This window comes from Aerococcus sp. L_32 (genome assembly GCF_050689315.1).
The window spans coordinates 1-1,244 of sequence record NZ_JBOEQF010000517.1; the positions used below are offsets into that span (position 1 = coordinate 1).

A 1,244-nucleotide genomic window follows, 5' to 3' on the forward strand; every position below is an offset into this window, starting at 1 on the left:
ATCGCTTTAACTTTCTCTGAAAGCCAAGCACGTAAATTAGTTTTAGCATGGGGTGTAGAACCATTTGTTGTTGAAAAACCAGCTTCAACTGACGAAATGATGTCATTAGCAGGTACTGTAGCGAAAGAATCTGGCTACGCTCAGGATGGTGATACAATTATTATCTCTGCTGGTGTACCAGTTGGTGAAAAAGGTACTACTAACTTGATGAAAATTCAAGTTATTGGTGAAAAATTAGTATCAGGTTCAGGTATCGGTGAGAAATCTGTTGTTGGTCATGCAGTAGTTGTAGACAACGCAGCAGATGCAGTAGCTAACGTAAAAGCTAACTCTGTATTAGTTGTGAAATCAACTGACAACGACTACAATGAAGCAATTAAAAACGCTGCAGCAGTAGTTGTTGAAAAAGGTGGATTAACAAGCCATGCAGCTGTATTAGGTGTAGAAAATGGAATTCCAGTTGTTGTAGGTGCAGAAAACGCAACTTCTTCAATTGAAAACGGCCAATTAGTAACAGTTGATGCTCGTCGTGGTATCGTTTATAACGGCGCAACTACAACTATCTAATCTTGCTTAACCTGAGTCACTAAAATCTATTATTCGGACATTTAAAAAGTGTTGACTGAGCTTTCATAGCTTGGTCAGCACTTTTCTTTTTCCAAAAATGATACATTATATTAGATTATTCGATGGAAACTTCATTATTTTCTAATTTTTGTACAAATATAATTGCCCCTATTGGAAATAAAGGCTAAAATGAATAAGAGAAATTGAAAATTAGGAGGAAACAGTACATGCTACGTTTCATTACAGCTGGCGAATCACATGGTCCCTTAGAAACTGCGATCATTGAAGGCGTTCCAGCAAACTTACCAATCGATATAGATAAAATCAACGAGAATCTTGCTCGCCGTCAAATGGGCTATGGTGCAGGTAATCGTATGAAAATTGAGAAAGACCAAGTGCGTATTACTTCAGGTGTTCGCCATGGATTAACTTTAGGTTCACCAATTACTTTGATTGTTGAAAATAGAGACTTTAAAAAATGGACTGAAATTATGAGTGCAGAAGATGTAGAAGACGGTATCAAAAAACGTCGTACTGTACATCATCCACGTCCGGGGCATGCTGACTTAGTTGGTGGAATCAAATACGGTTTTAAAGATTTACGTAACGTTTTAGAGCGTTCATCTGCTCGTGAAACAACGATGCGTGTAGCCGTTGGTTCAATTGCCCAACAAATC

At 37.9% G+C, this 1,244-nt stretch carries 2 protein-coding genes; both read left to right on the forward strand.

The window, feature by feature from the left end:
• The coding region (locus ACRCJ0_RS14385; RefSeq protein WP_431390897.1) for a PEP-utilizing enzyme at nt 1-567 on the forward strand (567 nt) is incomplete at its 5' end.
• Between the two features lie 227 nt (nt 568-794).
• A partial coding sequence (locus ACRCJ0_RS14390) for a chorismate synthase (protein ID WP_431390898.1) occupies nt 795-1,244 on the forward strand: 450 nt, incomplete at its 3' end.